Origin of the sequence: Sphingosinicella xenopeptidilytica, from assembly GCF_042676985.1 — a bacterium.
Taxonomy (GTDB): domain Bacteria; phylum Pseudomonadota; class Alphaproteobacteria; order Sphingomonadales; family Sphingomonadaceae; genus Sphingosinicella; species Sphingosinicella xenopeptidilytica.
On sequence record NZ_JBHTIK010000001.1, the window covers coordinates 11,313 to 29,640 of the forward strand.

Below are 18,328 nucleotides of genomic sequence, written 5' to 3' on the forward strand. Positions count from 1 at the left end.
GCCAACGAGGGAGAATCCGATGATCCGCACCATTCTTGCCGCCGCGCTCGTATCGGCAGCAGCCGCACCCGCCGCCGCGCAGCACGACCACAGCCATCACGCCGTTCCCGCCGCGCCGGACTATGCCGCAGCACTCGCGGGCGCGAACCGCAGCGAGGCGAACCGCGCGCGCGATCAATATCGCCACCCGGCGGAAACGCTCGCGTTCTTCGGTCTCACGCCGGGCATGACCGTGGTCGAAGTCTCCCCCGGCGGCGGCTGGTACACTGAAGTGCTGGGGCCGATCCTCGCCGATCACGGCAAGCTCTACGCCGCGCACACGAACCCGGCGGGCGGCGAGCGTGCCGCGCAGGCGGTCGCGTCGTTCAAGGAGAAGCTGGCGTCGAGCCCCGTTTACAAGTCCGTCGAGGTCACGAGCTTCGGCAAGGACCACTACGACAGCCTCGCCCCCGCGGGCAGCGCCGACATGGTGCTGACCTTCCGCAACGTCCACAACTGGTACATGGGCGATTTCGCGGGCGATGCCTTCAAGGCGTTCTACGCGGCGCTGAAACCGGGCGGCGTCCTCGGGGTCGTCGATCACCGCCTGCCGGAAGATCGCCCCGACGACGCGATGAAGAGCTCCGGCTACATGAAGCGCTCGACCATCGTCGCGCTCGCCGAAGCCGCCGGCTTCAAGCTGGCAGGCGAATCGCAGGTAAACGCCAATCCGAAGGACACCGCCGACTGGCCGAACGGCGTATGGTCGCTGCCGCCGAACTTCCGCGAGGGCGACAAGGACCGCGCCAAATACGCCGCGATCGGCGAATCCGACCGCATGACCCTGAAGTTCGTGAAGCCCGCCTCTTAAACGAGGCTTTTCGACGCCATCTCGAACGTATCGCGGGAGACGCCCGGCGCCCCGACGATGCGTTCGAGCTCGGCGCGCATCATCGCGGCGCGCGCGTCTTCCATGCGCCGCCAGCGGCCGAACGGCGCGATGAAGCGCGCCGCCGTCTGCGGATTGATCGCATCCACCTCCAGCAATTTGTCCGCCACGAAGCGGTAGCCCGCGCCGTCCTTCCGGTGGAACACGAACTGGTTCATCGCGAGCGCACCGACGAGCGCGCGGAAGCGGTTCGGGTTGCGGATTGTGAAGTCCGGATGCGCGGCCAGCGCGACCGCCTTTTCGAGCGCATCTTCGCCCGTCGCCATCGCCTGCGCCGTGAACCACTTGTCGAGCACCAGCGCATCATTCTTGAAGCGGTCGTAGAAGTCCTGCAGCACGCGTTCGCGCGCTGGCGCATCCGTATCGACGAGCAGCCCGAGCGCGGCGATGCGATCCGTCATGTTTGTCGCCGCGTGATATTGCGCCTCCGCCACCGCGACCGCGGCATCGTCCGCATCCGCGAACAGATAGCCGAGCGCGACGTTCTTGAGCCGCCGCCGTCCCTTGGCATCGGGCGTCAATTCATAAGGCCCGCCGTCCGAAAGGCTCGCGTGCAGCGCCGTCCACGTCTCCCGGCCCACGCCCTCCAGCAACGCGCGCCGCAGCCCTTCGCGCGCGATGTGCACGGCATCCGGATCGACGTTCGCACCGAGCCGCTCGGCGACCATCGTTTCCGTCGGCAACAGGATCGATTCACCGATGAAGGCATGGTCGAGCGCCTGGTTCTTCAGCGTGCGGCTCACCGCCTCGACGAGCGGCGCGGCATCGGTGCCGTCGTTTTTCACGGCATCGACCAGCCGGTCCATCATCAGCTGCTGCATCGCCTCGTAGCGCGCGAACGGATCATCGTCGTGCGCGGAGAGGAACGCGAAATCGGCCGCGCTGCGCTTCGTCTCGACGGTCACCGGCGCCGAGAAGCCGCGGTTGATCGAAAGCACCGGTGGCTCGGCGACATTCTCGAACGTCATCGTCGCGCTCGCCGAGCGGAGCTGGAACAGCTGTTCCGGCCCGAGCAGCGACCCCGACTCCCGCCCGAACAAGGCGATCCTCAGCGGAATGTGCATCGCCGCCTTGTTCGACTGGCCGGGCGTATCGGGCACCGCCTGTACCAGCGTCAGCGTCGCGGCTTTCTTCGCCGCATCATAGGCGAGATCCGCCGTCACGGTGGGTGTGCCCGCCTGCGAATACCACAGGCGGAACTGCCCGAAATCGGTGGCGCCACCGTCCTCCAGCGCCTTCACCCAGTCCTCGACCGTCGCGGCCTCGCCGTCGTGGCGCTGGAAATAGAGGTCGGTGCCTTTCCGGTAATTCTCCGGCCCCAGCAGCGTCGCCGCCATGCGGATCACCTCGGCGCCCTTGTTGTAGACGGTCGCGGTATAGAAGTTCGAAATCTCGATGTAGCTCTCGGGACGCACCGGGTGCGCCAGCGGCCCGGCATCCTCCTGGAACTGCGCGGCGCGGAGCGCGCGCACGTCCTCGATGCGCTTCACCGCGGGGCTGCCCATGTCGGCGCTGAAGCTCTGGTCGCGGAAGACGGTGAGGCCTTCCTTGAGGCTCAGCTGAAACCAGTCGCGACAGGTGATGCGGTTGCCGGTCCAGTTGTGGAAATACTCGTGCGCCACCACCGCCGCCACCGCGTCGAAATCGGCGTCGGTCGCGGTTTCGGCATCGGCGAGGATGTATTTCGAATTGAAGACGTTAAGGCCCTTGTTCTCCATCGCGCCGAAATTGAAATCGTCGACGGCGACGATGTTGAACACGTCGAGGTCGTATTCGCGCCCGTAGTGCACCTCGTCCCAGCGCATCGAGTCCTTCAGCGCCTGCATGGCGTGGCGGCACTTCTCCACGTCGGCGGCGCGCACCCAGATGCCGAGCTTCACGTGGCGGCCAGACATCGTTTCGAAGCTGTCTTCAAGCGCGCGGAGATCGCCCGCGACGACCGCGAACAGATAACACGGCTTGGGGAACGGATCGTCCCACCGCGCAAAGTGTCGACCGTCAGGCAGATCGCCCGCCGCGACCGGATTGCCGTTCGACAGCAACACCGGATAGCGCACCTTGTCCGCCCGCAATTCCACCGAATAGCGGCTGAGCACGTCGGGCCGGTCCGGGAAGAAGGTGATGCGGCGGAAGCCTTCGGCCTCGCACTGCGTGCAGAGATTGCCGCCCGAGGCATAGAGCCCCATCAGCTTGGTGTTCGCGGCGGGTGCGATCTCCACGATCGTTTCCACGCGCGCGGCATCCCCCGAAAGCGGAATCACGAGCTTGCCGTCCGCGAGCGTGTAGCCGTCCTCGCCGAGCACCTGCCCGTTCACGGCAACGGATTTCAGATCAAGTTCGTCGCCGTCGAGTACCAGCGGGCCTTCGCCCGCGCACTCCACCTCCAGCACGGCACGAACCCGCGTGCGCTCCGCATCGAGATCGAAGGCGAGGCTGATGTCGGGGATGCGCCATGCCGGCGGCGCATAGTCCTCGCGGCGGGTGATCGTGGGGGTTTCGCTGCGTGCTTCCATAGACAGGGACATAGTGAGCGAACAGCCGAATCGCCAGCGGCTTCCGCGCACGCTAGGAGAGTGCGATGCCTCATCTGCTGATCCTCGGTCAGGGCTACACCGGCACGCGCCTACGAGCGGCGATGGAGCGCGAGGGCTGGACGGTGAACGGCACGGGACGCACCGCGCGGCCCGGCATCCTCGCGGCGGACGACCCCGCCGTGGCGGACGCCATCGCGGCGGCAACGCACATCCTGTCCTCCGTGCCCCCCGAAACCGATCACGACCCCGTACTCGCGCGGCACGGCGCCGCGCTCGCCGCCTCCGGCGCATGGCTCGGCTATCTCTCCTCCACCGGTGTCTACGGCGACACCTCCGGCGCATGGGTGGACGAGACCGCACCCGTCGGCCATGGCCGCCGCAGCGCGCGCGCCGCCGCCGACCTCGCGTGGCAAGGGATCGGCGCACGCGTGCTGCGCCTGCCCGGCATCTATGGTCCCGGCCGATCCGCACTGGACCGCGTGCGCGAGGGGAAGGCACAGCGCATTGACGCGGGCGCGCAGGTGTTCAGCCGCATCCATGTCGACGACATCGCCGCCGCCGTGATCGCCGCGTTCGCCGCGCCGCCCGGCGTCTGGAACATTGCCGACGATCTTCCCGCACCCGGCCACGCCGTGACCGCGTTTGCCTGCCGCCTCGCGGGCGCGGCGCCGCCGCCGCTCGTCCCGCTCGCCGAAGCCGAGCTCTCGCCGCAGGCGCGCACCTTCTATGCGGAGAACCGCCGCGTCGCGAACGGCAAGATGAAGCGCGACCTCGGCATCCGGCTTCGCTATCCTAACTATCGATCCGGCCTTCGCGCCTGTCTTCGGGAGGAGTGCCCATGAAATTCGGCGTCGGCCAGTCGCCCCGCAGGGTGGAAGACGAACGGTTGCTCACCGGACGCGGCCGCTACACCGACGATTTCCAGCCCGAGGGCACGGCTTACGGCGTGACGGTGCGTTCGCCCTACGGCCACGCGCGCATCCTCGGCATCGACACCGCGGACGCGCGCGCCATGCCCGGCGTGCTCGCGGTCTACACGGCGGAGGACATCGCGCACTATGGCCCGATCCCCTGCCTCGTGCCCCTTCCCGGCCGCATCGAAACGTACCGGGCGCTGCTGACGAAAGACCTCGTGCGCTTCGTGGGTGACGGGGTCGCGTTCGTGGTCGCCGAAACCCGCACCGCCGCGCGCGCCGCCGCCGAGGCCGTCGTCGTCGACTATGAGGAACTTCCCGCCGCCGCGACGCTCGACGCCGCGCTCGCGCCCGGCGCGCCCGCGATCTGGGAAGGCGCCCCGGACAATCGCACATTCGACTGGCATATCGGCAATGAGGAGGCCGCCCGCGCGGCCATCGCCGCCGCCGCTCACGTCACCCGCCTGCGGATCGTGCAGAACCGCGTCGCCCCCACCTCGATGGAGGTGCGCGCGGCGCTCGCCGAATGGTCGGACGATACCGGCCTCACGCTCACCGTCGGCAGCCAGGGCGTCGCGGCCATGCACAAGACGCTCAGCCGCGAGATCCTGAAGTGCCCGCCGGAGCGGCTGCGCGTCGTCACCGGCGATGTCGGCGGTGGCTTCGGGCTCAAGGTGTTCCTCTACCCCGAATACGGCCTCGTCCTCCACGCCGCCGAGCATCTGAAGCGCCCGGTGAAGTGGACCGGGGAACGCTCCGATGCGTTCCAGACCGATTCGCACGGCCGCGCCGTGGTGTCGGAGGCTGCGCTGGCGCTCGATGCCGAGGGCAATTTCCTCGCGCTCGCCGTCGAAAGCTGGTCCGATCTCGGTGCCTATCAGGCGCAGTTCGGCCCGGCGATCCAGACGATGGCGGGCGGGCGCATCATCGGCGGCGTCTACCGCATCCCGGCGATCCACAATCATGTGCACGGCGTCGTCACCAACACTGCGCCCGTCGACGCCTATCGCGGCGCCGGACGCCCCGAGGCGACTTACCTTGTCGAGCGGCTCATCGAAACGGCGGCGCGCGAGACGGGCCGCGACGCGGGCGACCTCCGCCGCCGCAATCTTCTGCGCCCGGACGAGCTTCCCCACGCCAACGGCCTCGGCCTCACCTTCGATGTCGGCAATTTCCCGGCGCTGCTCGACGCCGCGCTCGAAAAGGCGGACTGGACCGGCTTTCCCGCGCGCCGCGCGGCGGCGGAAGCGCGCGGGCTGCGCTACGGGCGCGGCCTCGCTTACTATGTCGAGATCGCGGGCGGCGGCGATCTCGACGAATTCGCGGACGTGCGCTTTCTCGCCGACGGCACCATCGAGGCGGCGGTCGGCACGCAGTCCAACGGGCAGGGGCACGAAACGTCCTACGCACAGGTGCTCGCCGAACGGCTCGGCGTGCCGATGGAGCAGGTGCGCATCGTGCAGGGCGACACCGCGCGGCTGGAGGTCGGGCGCGGCACCGGTGGCTCGCGCTCGATGGTGTGGGGCGGCGGCGCACTGATCGAAGCCGCATCCACGATCATCGAGAAAGGGCTCGATCTTGCCCGCACCGATCTCGGCGAGGATGTCGATTTCGGTGACGGCCTGTTCCGTGCGCGGGGTACGAACACGACGATGAGCCTCGCCGAGCTCGCCGCGCGCCACCCGCAGGCGCTCGACACACGCGCGCGCTACGCGAAGGAGAAGCCGACGCCGACCTTCCCCAACGGCTGCCACGTCGCCGAGGTGGAGGTCGATCCCGAAACCGGCCGCGTGCGCGTCGTGCGCTACAGCATCGTCGATGATTTCGGCACGCTGGTGAACCCGCTGCTCGTCGAGGGCCAGGTGCACGGCGGCATCGCGCAGGGGCTCGGGCAGGCGCTTCTCGAGAACGTCGTCTACGACGAAAGCGCCCAGCTCCTCACCGGCAGCTTCATGGACTACGGCATCCCCCGCGCCGACGACATGCCCCGCAGCATCGCCTTCGCCTCCCGGCCCGTGCCGAACCCGAACAACCCGCTCGGCGCCAAGGGCTGCGGCGAGGCCGGCACAATCGGCGCCATGCCCTCCGTCATGAACGCCATCGTCGACGCGCTCGACGGCACGCATGTCGACATGCCCGCCACCCCTGAAACGCTCTGGCGCACCTGCCGCGATCTCGGCCGCCGCACAGCAGCCTGATCCCGCACTTAGACGTTGTCGGCACAGGCGTTAGGCGTCCATAGTGGCCGCGCTCCGCATTATGCCCGACAGTCTCGACGATCCCGCCGCCGCGCGCCCCTTCGCCATCCCGATCTACCGAACGGTGTGGATCGCCAGCATCGTTTCCAATTTCGGCGGCATGATCCAGTCGGTCGGCGCGTCGTGGATGATGACGACGCTCACCACATCGCCCGCGCTCGTCGCGCTCGTGCAATCGTCGGTGACACTGCCCATCATGCTGCTGTCGCTCGCGGCGGGCGCGATCGCAGATAATAGCGACCGGCGGCTGGTGATGCTGGCCGCGCAGGGCTTCATGCTCGCGGTGTCCGTGGGGCTCGCCGTGTGCACGTGGGCGGGTCTCATCACGCCGTGGCTGCTGCTCGCCTTCACCTTCCTCATCGGCTGCGGCACGGCGCTGAACGGCCCGGCGTGGCAAGCCTCAGTCGGGGACATGGTGCCGCGCGCCGCGCTTCCGGGCGCGGTCGCGCTCAATTCGATGAACTTCAACATCGCGCGCAGCCTCGGCCCCGCAATCGGCGGCGCGATCGTGTCGGCAGCGGGCGCAGCGGCGGCCTTCGCCGTGAACGCGGTAAGCTACATCGGCCTCATCACCGTGCTGTCCCGCTGGCGGCCGGAGCGTCCGCCGCGAACGCTGCCGCGCGAGGGGCTGCTCGATGCGATGGCGGCGGGCATCCGCTACGTCGCCATGTCGCCGACGCTGCGCGCCGTGCTGCTACGCTCGGCGGTGTTCGGCCTCGCCGCGAGCGCCGTCCCCGCGCTGATGCCCGTCGTCGCGCGCCACCTGATTTCGGGCGGCGCCTTCACCTACGGGCTTCTGCTCGGCGCGTTCGGCATCGGCGCGATCGGCGGCGCGCTTTCGAGCGGGCGGCTGCGCAGCACGCATTCGAGCGAATGGATCGTCCGCATCGCCATCGCCGCGTTCGCCGCCGGAACGGCGATCACCGCGTTCAGCCCGGCGATGCCGCTCACGATGTTCGGCCTGTTCCTCGCGGGCGGCGGATGGGTGCTCGCGCTGTCGACGTTCAACGTCACCGTGCAGATGTCGGCGCCGCGCTGGGTCGTGGCGCGCGCGCTCGCGCTCTATCAGATGTGGGCGTTCGGCGGCATGGCGATCGGCAGCTGGGTGTTCGGCGAGCTCGCCGGGATGGCGGACGTGCGCACGTCGCTGATGGTCTCGGCGGTGCTCCTCCTCCTCGGCCTCCTCCTCGGCTGGGCGCGGCCGCTGCCGGAGGTGAAGGACCTCGATCTCGATCCCATCGCGCGCTGGACGGAGCCGGAAGTCGCGGTGCCGGTCGAGCCCCGCACCGGCCCGGTGGTGGTGACGATCGACTACCGCATTCCCGAGGCGAGCATCCGCGCATTCCTGACCGTGATGAACGAGCGGCGGCGCATCCGTATGCGCGACGGCGCCCGACACTGGACGCTGCTGCGCGATCTCGGCGATCCCGAACTCTGGGTCGAACGCTATCACGTGCCGACATGGCTCGATTACATCCGCCACAACCAGCGCCGCACGAAGGCGGATGCCGAAAACATCCACCGCCTGCGCGCACTGCACACGGGCGAGGCGCCGCCGCGCGTGCACCGCATGGTCGAGCGGCAGACCGCCGTTCTGCCCGGTCTTCGCCTGCCGAGCGCGCGCGAACTCGCCGGGCCGATCACCGACCCGTCGCAGTCGGGCTAGCTGCGCCCCGTCGTGCCGCCCGCCGCGGCGGTTCCCGCGGGCACACTCCGTGCCCGGAGCGCGATGAGGAGGCCGACGATGGTGAGCACCGCACCGGTCACCGCAACCGGCGTCCAGCGATAGCCTTCCAGAAACGTCGAGATCGTCATCGCGATGAACGGGATGAGCACGCTGGAATAAGCAGCCCATGCCGGCCCGATGATACGGATGACGTTGAAATAGAGCAGGAAGGCAAGCGCCGAGGCGAAAGCGGCGAGATAGAAGACGCCGCCGAGATAGGCCGGCGTCCATTCCACGACGGGCGGCCCGCTCGTCGCCCACGCGACGCCCGCATCGATGATCGCGCCGTACGCCATCGCGAAGGCGAGCATTCCGAACATGTCATAGGTACGCGCGCGCTCGGTCCCCTGCATGACGTTCGAAACCGAAGCGAGGATGACCGCGCAGCCGGTGAGCACGAGGCCGGTCGTGAACGCAGCGCTCCATCCCGTCTCCGTCAGTTCCCGCTCGAACAGCAGGGCAACGCCGACGATGCCGAGTCCCGCACCGATCATGAAGCGGCCGCTGATCGGCTGCTTCAGGAACAGCCGCGCGAACAGCGTGTTCGGCACCACCAGCAGCGCGAACACGACCGCGATCAGCCCCGAGGTGATGCTGCGGCTCGCCTGGTAGACGAAGTTGAAATTGCCCGCGAACTGAAAGAGGCCGAGCAGCAGGAAAAATCCGTGCGCGGACAGCGGGAAGCGCAGGGTCCGCCGCATGACGATACAGGCCCCGAACATCAGCAGGCTGGCCACGGCAAACCGATAGGTGACGGACCACTGCGGCGGCACGACGCCAAGCTGCGTCTTGATCACATACCAGGTCGTTCCCCAGATCAGCGTGACCGCCGCGAACGGCAGCACGACGCGGGAAACGCTGGCGCGCGTCACAGCCCGGCGAGTGCGGCGGTGAGCGCCTGCACGTGCGCCTCGGGCGTGTCCCACGCGGTCACCAGCCGGATCTCGCCCGGCGCCCAGTCGTAGAACTGGAAACCCTGCGCGCGCAGCGCAGCGGAGTCCTCCGGCGAAGCGCGCACGAACACCTCGTTCGCTTCCGCAGGGTAGATCAGCCTGTCCCCCGCGGCAGCAGCGATGCGCGTGGCGGCGGCATTTGCAGCGCGGGCGTTGCGTTCCCACGCGCCCGTTTCGATCATCGCGAGCAGCTGCGCGGCGGCATAGCGGCCCTTCGAGGGCATCTGGCCCGCGCGCTTCTTCCTGTGCGGCAATGTTTCGGCGAGCGCGGGATCGAACACGACGATCGCCTCCGTCGACATGCCGCCGTTCTTGATGAAGCCGAAGCTCAACATATCGACGCCCGCGCGCCACGTGATATCCGCCGGCGCGCAGCCGAGGTGGCCGAGCGCGTTTGCGAAGCGGGCGCCATCCATGTGCAGCCGCCAGCCCCGCCGCTTTGCTTCGTCGCCAAGCGCCGCGACCTCATCCGGCGTGTAGACGCAGCCGTACTCGGTCGCCTGCGTCATCGAAAGCACGGAGGGGACCACCTGATGCACGTCGCCGCGCATCCCGGCCACAGCCGCGCGAACGCCTTCGACCGAGAGCTTGGCGGCGTCGCCTTCGGCAAGGATCAGCGCCGCGCCGCCGCTGAAGAATGCGGGCGCCCCAGCTTCGTCGACCTGGATGTGCGCCTCGCGGTGGCAGACGATCGCGCCCCACGGCGGCACCATCGCGGCAAGGCCAAGGCAGTTCGCCGCGGTTCCCGACCCCACGGCGAAGACGCTGCATTCGCGCCCGAAGAATTCGCCGAACACGCCATTCAGGCGCTGCGTCAGCGTGTCGTTGTCATATGTGCCCGCGATGCCGGTGTTGGCGGCGAGGACGGCTTCGATCACCTCGGGGCAGGCGGCGGCGGCGTTGTCGGAGACGAAATACATGCTCCGAGCGGCTAGGCCGCTCTTTGCCGCCGGTCAACACTGGCGCTCGTTTGTCAGTCGATTATGGTCGCGTTCGGCAATCGGAATGAAATAGAATATGAATTCAAAATCTAAATCTGGTCAGGACCAAAAAAGGGACCTCATGCTGAAACCGATCCTCGCCGCAGCGCTGTTCGCCGCCTCCGCCGCGCCTGCCACCGCCGAAACCAATGCCGCGCTCGCCCGCATCGATGCCGACCGCGCCGCGAACGAAGCCGCCGCGAAGGCCATCTGGGGCTTTGCCGAGGTCGGCTATCAGGAGGCGCGCTCGTCGGCGCTGCTGCAGAAGCGGCTGAAGGACGCGGGCTTCGACGTGAAGGCAGGTGTCGCGGGCGCCCCCACGGCATTCACCGCCACCTGGTCGAACGGCACGGGCCCCGTCATCGGCATCATGGGCGAATACGATGCGCTGCCCGGCCTCAGCCAGACGGCGGACCCCGCGAAGACCATCCGCAGCGACGTGACCGCCGGGCACGGCTGCGGGCACCACCTGTTCGGCGTCGCCTCCGCCTCCGCCGCCATCGCGGTCAGGGACTGGATGAAGGCGAGCGGCACGAAGGGCACGATCCGCTTCTACGGCACGCCCGCCGAGGAAGGCGGCGCGGGCAAGGTCTACATGGTGCGCGAGGGGCTCTTCAACGATGTCGACATCGCGCTGCACTGGCACCCAGCGGCGGAGAACAGCGCCGATGTCCAGACCACGAACAGCAACAAGTCCGCCAAGTTCCGCTTCCACGGCATCGCGGCCCACGCCGCGAGCGCGCCCGAACGCGGCCGCTCGGCGCTCGACGGCGTCGAGGCGATGAACATGATGGCGAACATGATGCACGAGCACATGCCCGAGAAATCGCGGATGCACTACGTCATCACGGCTGGCGGCAACGCCCCGAACGTGGTGCCGGACTTCGCCGAATCCTTCTACTACGTGCGCAACCCGGATGCCGAAGTGGTGCGCGAGACATTCGAACGGCTGGTGAAAACGGCCGAGGGCGCCGCGCTCGGCACCGGCACCACCGTGGACTATGAAGTGATCCACGGCGCGCTGCCGCTGCTGCCGAACCACACGCTGCAAACACTCGTCCACGCGAAACTCACCGAAGTCGGCGGCGTGCTCTACACACCCGAGGAAACCGCGTTTGCACAGAAGATCACCCCCACGCTCGGGCAGACGAAGGCGAAGCTTTCGGACGCCGCGCGCGTCGAACCGATGAAGGAAGACCACGGCGCAGGCTCCACCGATGTCGGCGACGTTTCGTGGACGGTGCCCACCGCGGGCTTCTCCACGGCGACATGGGTGCCCGGCACGCCCGCGCACAGCTGGCAGGCGGTCGCCGCCGGGGGTACGTCGATCGGCATGAAGGGAATGCAGAACGCCGCCAAGGTGCTGGCGCTCACCGCGATCGACCTGTTCCAGAAACCCGCGCTGATCGCGGCGGCGAAAGCGGAATTCGCGGAGCGACGCGGCCCCGATTTCGTCTACCGCTCCCTCGTCGGCGACCGCACCCCTCCGCTCGATTACAGGAATGCACCGGGGAAGTAGGGTATCTACCCCTCTCCCGCCTGCGGGAGAGGGAGGAGCACGCCGCGAAGCGGTAGGAGGGGGAGGCCCGCCCTCACTAACTCCGCGTAGGCCTGCGGCATTATGTAGGAAACGCACCTAGGGCGTCCGGCGCTTCCCTAGCGGGAGGCGGGCGTGATTAGCTGGCTAGCCTTGTTGATGGCCACAATGTCGGCGCCTGTCATCGACCAACGACCACCCATTTTTGCTGGGGTCATCCAGCACAATCGTCATGTCGTGGAAGTCTTTGCCCCCCGGCCAAACGTAATCGATTCGCAACCTGAGAATGAATTTCAATTTCCGGTCAGCGATAGTTTCAAGTTCTTTGAAAGAAAGTCCGGTTGCGTATATTCGCTCGGTACGAGAATCGTTCGGCGCCATGAGGCCATATTCGCCGCTCTTTTTAATAGGTACGGAGAAGTCCCCGAGTGGCTCCGAATGAAAGGCTTCGCCAAGCGAGATTTGGACATTTGTGGCCGGGGTCATGCCAAAGTTTTTTATACCGAATTTCAAAATCGTATCGCGGGAAAACGGCTTTTCGTCGGGCTCTGTTGTTTCGGTAATCGCGACATAAGGCCGAAGTTGACGCCTGGCGGTATCCTCAGCGATTTCGTTTTGCCGCTGCATCGCCAAGGTGGCTGTTTTGGTCTCCTCGACTGCGTCCAGCGTAGCGTCCAAAGTTCTCTTGACGAAAACCAAGGCGGCCAAAGTGGCCGGAAATTGAAACGCGGATATTACCAAGAGCCAGAAAGCCCACCTGCTCATACCCCGCTGGGCTTCAAGGTCTTCTTGATTGCGGCGGCCTTCGGCATTGGCCTGCTCAATTTCGCGCTGGCATGTCGCAGGGGTATCACTACCAACACATTCTGCGCTCACTTCTTTAGTGGCGTCTTTGGTATAGGCTTGTCCGGCCTGTTCTTGTTCTACACGATAATGGACGGATGAAGCGCCCATATCGTAAAACATCCAGAAATACATCGCCCCAACCGTAATGGCGAAAGATACCCAGCCTATTGTGGCTAATGTCTTATTTCGCTCACCCCGATTGCTTCCAGACATTGCAGTAGAAACGCCGCCGTGAATTTGCCCCGGCTGAGTTTGTTCCTGATATTCGGCTTAGAGTCCACCACCCCTATCACCCGCGCCGCTCAAACCCCACCCATTCCCGCGATGATGCTCCACGCCGTCTCGTCGATCGGCATCACCGAAAGCCGCGACTGGCGGATGAGCGCGAGGTCTTTCAGACGCTCGTCCGCCTTCAGCGCCGCGAGCGTCACCGGCGTGCGCAGCGGCTTCACCGCTTCGAGGTCGACGAGGCCGGATTTCTCGTCATCGGGATCGGGGTAGAACTCGCGCGCCACCTTGGTGATGCCCACGATCTCCTTGCCCTCCACCGAATGGTAGAAGAACACGAGGTCGCCCTTTTTCATGCCGCGCATGTTGCCGAGCGCCTGCGCGTTGCGCACGCCGTTCCAGTGCGTGCGTTTCGCCTTCACCTGATCGTCCCAGCTCCACTTCGTGGGCTCGGTCTTCACCAGCCAATATGCCATGCTCAGCTATCCGCGTCCGGTTGCGCCTCTGGGCGAGCGTTAAGAAACGCGGGCAGTTTCATCAAGGCTTTGTCGATCTCGGTGAGCGTCGGGAAGCGCGAAAGGTCGGTGCGCTGCCGCCGCGCATTATACATCTGCGGCACAAGGCACACATCGGCGAGCGTCACCTGATCGCCGAACAGATACGGCCCGGGCGATCCTTCCGCGATCTCCTCGAGCGGCTGGAAACCTTCTTCGATCCAGTGGCGATACCAGTCGTCGATCGCCTCCTGCTCCTGCCCCATGCTGGTCTTGAGATATTTGAGCACGCGAAGATTATCGATCGGGTGGATGTCGCACGCGATGATCTGCGCGGCCGCGCGGATGCGCGCGCGCTTCACCGGATCGTCGGAGAGCAGCGCGGGTTCGGGATACGTCTCGTCGAGGTATTCGATGATCGCGAGGCTCTGGTTGAGGCCGATATCGCCATCGATGAAATAGGGCACGAAGCCCTGCGGATTCAGCAGCTTGAAGCCGACACCGCCCTGCGCGCCCGTGCGCAGATCGATGCCCTTGCTCTCGTAATCGAGCCCCTTGAGGTTCAGCGCGATGCGGACCCGGTAGGATGCCGACGAGCGCCAGTATCCGTAAAGCGTGCGCGACATGCTTTCTCCCTTCAACTGGCCCCTTTCAGCTGGCCATTCGGGCTGCTTCGTAGCGGGCGCGCTCCTCGGCGACCAGTTCCTTTCTGGAAAGCTTGCCGATCATCGTCTTGGGAAGGCTGTCGCGGATCTCCACGCCGACCGCGCGTTCATGCTTGCCGACATGCCCATTGAGGTAATCGAGCAGCGCCTTCTCCGTCACGTCCGCATCGGGCATCAGCGTCACGAACGCTTTCGGCCGCTCGCCGAGATAGGGGTCGGGAACGCCGATCACGATCGCCTCCTTCACCGCCTCGTGCTTGTAGAGCACGGCTTCGAGCTGGCTCGGGAACGCCTTGAAGCCGCCCACGACGATCATGTCCTTCAATCGGTCGACGACATAGACGAAACCGTCGGCATCGATGTAGCCGACATCGCCCGTGCGCAGCCGGCCATCGATGAACGCCTCGTTCGTCGCCGTTTCCTTCTTCCAGTAGCCGCGCATGATCTGTGGACCCGCAACGGTGATCTCGCCGGGTTCGCCCTCGGGCGGCGGTTTCGAAGGATCTTCCTTGTCGACGATGACGATGCGCGTGCCGGGCAGCGGCTGGCCGATCGAGCCGGGCTTGCCACCGGTCTCGTAGGGGTTCACCGAAACGACGCCCGCGCTTTCGGTGAGGCCGTAGCCTTCCACCACCTTCGCCTGCGTCTTCGCCTCGAAGCGGGCCTTGAGTTCGGCGGGCATCGGCGCGCCGCCCGAGATGCAGGCGCGGATCGAGGTGAGATCGTATTTGGCGATCTTCGGGCTGTCGAGGAACGCCTGGTACATGGTCGGCACGCCGGGCAGCGCGGTGATGCGGCGGCGCTGGATCGTTTCCAGCGCGGGGCCCAGCTCGAACTTCGGCAGCAGCACCATCTCGCCGCCGCGCAGCACGGTGCGGTTCAGCACGCAGGTGTTCGCGAACACGTGGAACAGCGGCAGCGCGCCGAGAATGCGGTCCTCGATGTCGGGCTCCGGGTCGATCGCCTGCACCTGCTGCGCGTTCATCGAAAGATTGGCGTGCGTGAGCACCGCGCCCTTCGGCGTTCCCGTGGTGCCGCCCGTGTATTGCAGGAGCGCGATGTCGGCGTGCACATCGATCGCGGGCACGTCCTCCAGCCCGTCGTTTTCGAGCAGGCTGGAAAAATGGATGTGGCGCAGGTCCGCCTTCACCTTCGAGCGTTCGCGGCGCTTGAACATGCGGTAGAGCAGCGCCTTGCCGGCAGGCAGCACGTCGGCGAGCGAGCCGACGACGAGGCAGCGCAGGCGGGAGCTTTCCAGCACTTCGGCAATCGTCGGGTAAAGCTGCGCGACGTCGAGGCAGACCATGATATCGGTCTCGCTGTCCTCCACCTGGTGGCGAAGCTCGTCCGCCGTGTAGAGCGGCGAGAAGTTCACCACCGTGCCGCCCGCCTTCATGATCGCATAGTAGGCGATCACATATTGCGGGCAGTTCGGCAGGAAGAGGCCCACCTTGATGCCGCGCCGCACGCCGAGGATCTGGAAGCCCCGCGCCGTCTTGTTCACCGCGTCCGCGATCTCGGCATAGCTGTAGATGCGCCCGAGGAAGTCGATACAGGCGGCGCCCGGCGTGCGCGCGGCGGCGTCCTCCAGGATACGGTGCACGGGCATCGGTTCCAGCTTCAGATCCCACGGCACCGGGTGGCCGTAGTTCTGCATCCAATCCATGCCGCCGGGCATCGTCCTCTCCCACACGCTCTTTGGACGGGACTATAGTGCCTGTGTCTGAACTTTCGCTGAAAATCCCGGAAATTCGAGGCCGGTGAGCCGCGCGAGGTCGGCGAGGGCCTGTGCCTCGCTCGTCACCTTGATCGCCGCCATGCCCATCGCGGCGGCGGGCTTGCAGTTGATGCCGAGGTCATCGAGGTAGATGCACGCCTCCGGCGCCACGCCCAGCGCGTCGCACATCATCTGGTAGATGCGCGGATCGGGCTTGCGCACGCCGACCTTCGCGCTTTCGATCACATGCTCGAACCGCGCGAGGATCGCTTCGACGGCGCGCGCCTTTTCGGGATCGGCCACCATCCCCGCCCCGCGCCCGACCTTGGCATTGTTGGTGATGCAGCCGATCCGGATGCCCGCCGCCGTCAGCGTATCGAGCGCCGCGACCATCGCCGGGCGGATATCCCCCGCAAGCAGGCTCAGCACGTCGCGCCCCTCGATCCGATACCCCTGCGCGGCAGCCTCCGCCGCGAACAGCGCATCGAAGGCGTCTGCGTCGATCTCGCTGCGTTCCAGCCGGGCCCAAGCGTTTCGGTCAGGGTCCGCCGCGTTGATCCGCCGGATACTATCCCGCGGCAAACCCCGAGACGCCTCGTATCGGTTGAATGCCTCGAACGGCGACGAAGTGATCACCCCGCCGAAATCCCAGAGCACCGCCTTCACCTCAGGCTGCACGATACCAGTCCACCCCATCCGTCCGCGCCCGCACGGCCCGGCCCCGCCGTTCCAGATAATGCAGATGCGCCAGCGTCTCACCCGTCGCCATCATGATCTCGTCGTCACCGACCGGACGGCGGAACAGCACCGTGAAGCAATCGTGCGCGCGCTTCGGCACGGCAATGAACGCCTCCAGCGCATCGAGCTTTTGATGGTGATCGGCCTCAAGCTGGTTGAGCCTTGCGTGCAGCCCCCGGAACGGCTCGTTGTGCGCCGGCAGCACGTAAAGCTCCTGATCGAGGCCGCGCAGCTTCTCGATGCTCGCAAGCCAGTCGCCGAGCGGATCGGCTTCGGGCTCGGTCGAATACACCGACACGTTGGAGGTGATGCGCGGCAGCACCTGATCGCCGGCGAGCATCAGCCCGTCGTCGTCAGCGACAAGGCAGGCGTGCTCAGGCGTATGCCCGCGCCCGACGATCACGCGCCAAGCCCGTCCGCCAATGCGCAGCACATCGCCCTCAGCGATCCTGATGAAGCTCGAGGGCAGGCGCGAAACGGCGCGCGCAAAGCGGCCCCAACCGCGGCTACGGAACGTATCCAGCGCCGCGTCAGACCATCCCGCGGCGCGATAGAAATCGACCGCCTGTTCCGGCGGCGCATCGGCGATGTCGAGCGTCAACATCCGCGCCATCAGATATTCGGTGCGCGCCATCACCAGCGGCGCGCCGCTCTTGTAGGTCAACCACCCCGCGAGCCCGAGATGATCCGGATGATAGTGCGTGACAATGACGCGCGTGACCGGCTTGCCCGCGAGCGGCCCGGCGAGCACCTCGCGCCACACGGCCTTGCCGTTGTCGGTATTGAGACCGGTATCGACAATCGCCCAGCCCTCGCCGTCGTCCAGCACCCAGAGGTTGATGTGGTCGAGGCTCATCGGCAGCGGCATACGCAGCCAGAACACGCCGGTCGCGACCTCGTGCAGCTTGCCCGAAGCCGGCACCCAGCGGCCGAGTGGATAGAACAACCCGCGCCGCTCCTCACCCTCGTCGGGCGGAAGCGCGTGGTCCGCGAGCGATGCGTCGCCGATGGAAGAGTCGGCCTTCATGTCGTCTCCGGCTTAGGCCGCACGGCACGCCGCATCGACCTGACGGAAACGTCAGCCCTGATCGGCGTCGTCCAGCGCTTCCTGCGCGGCGCGGGCCGCTTCCGCGCGCTCCTTGCGCAGCTCTTCCAGAAGCTCGTCGCGGTCATGGTCGAACGTCATGTCGACGCGCTCGATACCCGCCTTCTTCGCCGCCACCGCGACGAGCGCATCGAGTTCGCGCTGCGAGCAGAGACCGAGCGTCACCGGGTCTTTCGGCGTGATGTTCTGGATGTTCCAGTGCGTCTTGTCGCGGATCGCGGAGATCGTCGTCTTCGTCGTGCCGATGATGCGCGAGATCTGCGCGTCGGTAATCTCGGGGTGGTTGCGCACGATCCAGGCGATGCCGTCCGGCTTGTCCTGCCGCTTCGATACCGGCGTGTAGCGCGGCCCCTTGGTACGGCGCTGCTGCTCCGGCCCCTTCTGCAGCACGAGGCTGTGCGCAGGATTCGCCTGCCCCTTGTCGAGCTCGGCCTGCGTCAGGTCGCCGGCCCGGATCGGATCGCGCGGGATATGCTTTGCGGAAGCCGTTTCGTCGGCAATCGCCTGCACTTCGAGCACGTGGAGCCCGCAGAAATCAGCAATCTGCGAGAAGGTGAGCGCCGTGTTATCGACCAGCCATGCAGCGGTCGCGTGCGGCATCAGCGGATAGTTCTGGGCCATGGCGAATGCGCCTCTTCTCGAAAGAGCGAAATAAAAGGGCCGCCCTTTGGGGGGCGGCCGGTACGCTTAAACTATAGGCACGGC

General features: G+C 66.7%; 16 protein-coding genes. 5 read left to right on the forward strand and 11 right to left on the reverse strand.

The window, feature by feature from the left end; all coding sequences use genetic code 11:
- The first annotated feature begins 19 nt into the window (after positions 1-19).
- The gene (locus ACFQ00_RS00050; RefSeq protein ID WP_381484429.1) at positions 20-850 is read left to right on the forward strand and encodes a class I SAM-dependent methyltransferase; all 831 of its coding nucleotides are present in this window, start codon (positions 20-22) and stop codon (positions 848-850) included.
- Here the strand turns inward: ACFQ00_RS00050 and pepN are convergent.
- Positions 847-3,441: an aminopeptidase N gene (gene pepN / locus ACFQ00_RS00055; RefSeq protein WP_381484432.1), complete on the reverse strand. Its 2,595-nt coding sequence runs from the start codon at positions 3,439-3,441 to the stop codon at positions 847-849. The genes ACFQ00_RS00050 and pepN overlap by 4 nt on opposite strands.
- A gap of 65 nt (positions 3,442-3,506) precedes the next feature.
- Between pepN and ACFQ00_RS00060 the strand changes: the two genes are divergently transcribed.
- From ACFQ00_RS00060 to ACFQ00_RS00070, 3 genes are all read left to right on the forward strand, one after another.
- Complete coding sequence (locus ACFQ00_RS00060) at positions 3,507-4,304, forward strand: SDR family NAD(P)-dependent oxidoreductase (protein ID WP_381484435.1); 798 nt, start codon at positions 3,507-3,509, stop codon at positions 4,302-4,304.
- Positions 4,301-6,574 carry a xanthine dehydrogenase family protein molybdopterin-binding subunit gene (locus ACFQ00_RS00065; protein ID WP_381484437.1) on the forward strand — a complete coding sequence of 758 codons (2,274 nt, stop codon included), beginning with the start codon at positions 4,301-4,303 and terminating at the stop codon, positions 6,572-6,574. The genes ACFQ00_RS00060 and ACFQ00_RS00065 overlap by 4 nt, the downstream gene beginning before the upstream one ends.
- A 61-nt stretch (positions 6,575-6,635) precedes the next feature.
- A complete protein-coding gene (locus ACFQ00_RS00070; RefSeq protein ID WP_381485850.1) occupies positions 6,636-8,300 on the forward strand; it encodes an MFS transporter in 1,665 nt (554 codons plus the stop codon).
- On the opposite strand, the gene ACFQ00_RS00075 is transcribed toward ACFQ00_RS00070, so the two are convergent.
- Positions 8,297-9,232 carry a DMT family transporter gene (locus tag ACFQ00_RS00075; RefSeq protein ID WP_381484439.1) on the reverse strand — a complete coding sequence of 312 codons (936 nt, stop codon included), beginning with the start codon at positions 9,230-9,232 and terminating at the stop codon, positions 8,297-8,299. The genes ACFQ00_RS00070 and ACFQ00_RS00075 overlap by 4 nt on opposite strands.
- The gene (locus tag ACFQ00_RS00080; protein WP_381484443.1) at positions 9,229-10,233 is read right to left on the reverse strand and encodes a threonine aldolase family protein; all 1,005 of its coding nucleotides are present in this window, start codon (positions 10,231-10,233) and stop codon (positions 9,229-9,231) included. The genes ACFQ00_RS00075 and ACFQ00_RS00080 overlap by 4 nt, the downstream gene beginning before the upstream one ends.
- A 142-nt stretch (positions 10,234-10,375) precedes the next feature.
- Here ACFQ00_RS00080 and ACFQ00_RS00085 point away from each other — a divergent pair, with 142 nt between their 5' ends.
- A complete protein-coding gene (locus tag ACFQ00_RS00085; RefSeq protein ID WP_381484446.1) occupies positions 10,376-11,812 on the forward strand; it encodes an amidohydrolase in 1,437 nt (478 codons plus the stop codon).
- Between the two features lie 165 nt (positions 11,813-11,977).
- Here ACFQ00_RS00085 and ACFQ00_RS00090 read toward each other — a convergent pair whose 3' ends face one another.
- From ACFQ00_RS00090 to ACFQ00_RS00125, 8 genes are read right to left on the reverse strand one after another with little or no spacing between them, the layout of a single operon-like run.
- The gene (locus tag ACFQ00_RS00090; RefSeq protein WP_381485924.1) at positions 11,978-12,889 is read right to left on the reverse strand and encodes a hypothetical protein; all 912 of its coding nucleotides are present in this window, start codon (positions 12,887-12,889) and stop codon (positions 11,978-11,980) included.
- The gene (locus ACFQ00_RS00095; RefSeq protein WP_381484449.1) at positions 12,850-12,969 is read right to left on the reverse strand and encodes a DUF6471 domain-containing protein; all 120 of its coding nucleotides are present in this window, start codon (positions 12,967-12,969) and stop codon (positions 12,850-12,852) included. Before ACFQ00_RS00095 ends, ACFQ00_RS00090 begins: the two co-directional genes overlap by 40 nt.
- Positions 12,970-12,978: 9 nt before the next feature.
- Positions 12,979-13,380, reverse strand: coding sequence for an EVE domain-containing protein (locus tag ACFQ00_RS00100; RefSeq protein WP_381484453.1), 402 nt, complete (start codon positions 13,378-13,380; stop codon positions 12,979-12,981).
- A gap of 2 nt (positions 13,381-13,382) precedes the next feature.
- Complete coding sequence (gene maiA, locus ACFQ00_RS00105) at positions 13,383-14,024, reverse strand: maleylacetoacetate isomerase (RefSeq protein WP_381484456.1); 642 nt, start codon at positions 14,022-14,024, stop codon at positions 13,383-13,385.
- Positions 14,025-14,049: 25 nt separating this feature from the next.
- Positions 14,050-15,741: a long-chain-fatty-acid--CoA ligase gene (locus ACFQ00_RS00110; RefSeq protein WP_381484458.1), complete on the reverse strand. Its 1,692-nt coding sequence runs from the start codon at positions 15,739-15,741 to the stop codon at positions 14,050-14,052.
- Between the two features lie 30 nt (positions 15,742-15,771).
- Positions 15,772-16,476, reverse strand: a complete 705-nt coding sequence (locus ACFQ00_RS00115) for an HAD-IA family hydrolase (protein WP_381484461.1) — start codon at positions 16,474-16,476, stop codon at positions 15,772-15,774.
- Positions 16,448-17,545 carry an MBL fold metallo-hydrolase gene (locus ACFQ00_RS00120; protein ID WP_381484464.1) on the reverse strand — a complete coding sequence of 366 codons (1,098 nt, stop codon included), beginning with the start codon at positions 17,543-17,545 and terminating at the stop codon, positions 16,448-16,450. The genes ACFQ00_RS00115 and ACFQ00_RS00120 overlap by 29 nt, the downstream gene beginning before the upstream one ends.
- Positions 17,546-17,596: 51 nt before the next feature.
- Positions 17,597-18,223, reverse strand: a complete 627-nt coding sequence (locus ACFQ00_RS00125; protein WP_374599368.1) for a cell cycle transcriptional regulator TrcR — start codon at positions 18,221-18,223, stop codon at positions 17,597-17,599.
- Positions 18,224-18,328 lie beyond the last annotated feature (105 nt).

Coding starts and splice junctions, on each gene's coding strand:
- ACFQ00_RS00050 (WP_381484429.1), top strand. CDS start 20: ATGATCCGCACCATTCTTGCCGCCGCGCTCGTATCGGCAGCAGCCGCA.
- pepN (WP_381484432.1), bottom strand. CDS start 3,441: ATGGAAGCACGCAGCGAAACCCCCACGATCACCCGCCGCGAGGACTAT.
- ACFQ00_RS00060 (WP_381484435.1), top strand. CDS start 3,507: ATGCCTCATCTGCTGATCCTCGGTCAGGGCTACACCGGCACGCGCCTA.
- ACFQ00_RS00065 (WP_381484437.1), top strand. CDS start 4,301: ATGAAATTCGGCGTCGGCCAGTCGCCCCGCAGGGTGGAAGACGAACGG.
- ACFQ00_RS00070 (WP_381485850.1), top strand. CDS start 6,636: ATGCCCGACAGTCTCGACGATCCCGCCGCCGCGCGCCCCTTCGCCATC.
- ACFQ00_RS00080 (WP_381484443.1), bottom strand. CDS start 10,233: ATGTATTTCGTCTCCGACAACGCCGCCGCCGCCTGCCCCGAGGTGATC.
- ACFQ00_RS00085 (WP_381484446.1), top strand. CDS start 10,376: ATGCTGAAACCGATCCTCGCCGCAGCGCTGTTCGCCGCCTCCGCCGCG.
- ACFQ00_RS00090 (WP_381485924.1), bottom strand. CDS start 12,889: ATGTCTGGAAGCAATCGGGGTGAGCGAAATAAGACATTAGCCACAATA.
- ACFQ00_RS00100 (WP_381484453.1), bottom strand. CDS start 13,380: ATGGCATATTGGCTGGTGAAGACCGAGCCCACGAAGTGGAGCTGGGAC.
- maiA (WP_381484456.1), bottom strand. CDS start 14,024: ATGTCGCGCACGCTTTACGGATACTGGCGCTCGTCGGCATCCTACCGG.
- ACFQ00_RS00110 (WP_381484458.1), bottom strand. CDS start 15,741: ATGCCCGGCGGCATGGATTGGATGCAGAACTACGGCCACCCGGTGCCG.
- ACFQ00_RS00115 (WP_381484461.1), bottom strand. CDS start 16,476: ATGGGGTGGACTGGTATCGTGCAGCCTGAGGTGAAGGCGGTGCTCTGG.
- ACFQ00_RS00120 (WP_381484464.1), bottom strand. CDS start 17,545: ATGAAGGCCGACTCTTCCATCGGCGACGCATCGCTCGCGGACCACGCG.
- ACFQ00_RS00125 (WP_374599368.1), bottom strand. CDS start 18,223: ATGCCGCACGCGACCGCTGCATGGCTGGTCGATAACACGGCGCTCACC.